1 protein-coding gene is annotated in these 704 nt (G+C 34.7%); it reads right to left on the reverse strand.

All coding sequences use genetic code 11. The annotated features are described in order from the left end of the window. Nucleotides 1-119 precede the first annotated feature (119 nt). The coding region (locus ACERJO_RS21030) for a transposase (protein ID WP_373648783.1) at nucleotides 120-704 on the reverse strand (585 nt) is incomplete at its 5' end.

Here is a 704-nt window from a genome sequence, read left to right on the forward strand (position 1 = left end):
GAGGCCACTGAAAAACTTACGAATTTTCAATTGTCTATTATGTTAGTATCAAAAAAGCGACTTTTAATTCAATTTTAGAATTAAAAAGTCGCTTTTTTATCGTTATATGTCCTATTCTTTTATTGCTTTTCATCCAGTAGTTTCACTATCCGTTTTAGATTGACTGTGAAAATTGCCATAGCACCTTGCATTTCCATGCCAATTAGACCCGAGGATTTTGCTATTTTAAACCCGTGTCTGTGTTTTAATTCGCTATTTTTAGCTTCTATTTTATAACGTTCTTTCGACTTTTGTTTGAAATAATCTGTTTCTTGGAACTCTGCTTGTTCCCTTTGTTCATTTGATTTTATACTTACGGAATAGCTCTTGCTTTTTGCCCCTGGTTTGTAACAACCTTCTTTGAATGGACAGACTTTACATTTTTCTACGTCAAAATAGTATGAATCTGTTGGGTTTTTGTGGAGACCTGACTTCCCTTGGCGAACTTTTCGTATGGCCATATGACCTGCCTTACAGACATACATTCCTGCATCTTTATTAAACTCAAATTCATCTTCTTTTTTTCGTTGTCCTTGTGTAACGGCAGGGTTTAACTTGGCTACTAAATCGATTTCATTCTTTTTCGTGTATTCTATATTTCCTTTTTCTGAATAAGCCGTATCCCCAATGATTGTCTTTACGTTGATACCAGCCTCGATACTTTT

Source organism: Halalkalibacter sp. AB-rgal2 (assembly GCF_041821005.1).
In the GTDB taxonomy this organism is placed as follows: domain Bacteria; phylum Bacillota; class Bacilli; order Bacillales; family Bacillaceae_D; genus Halalkalibacter.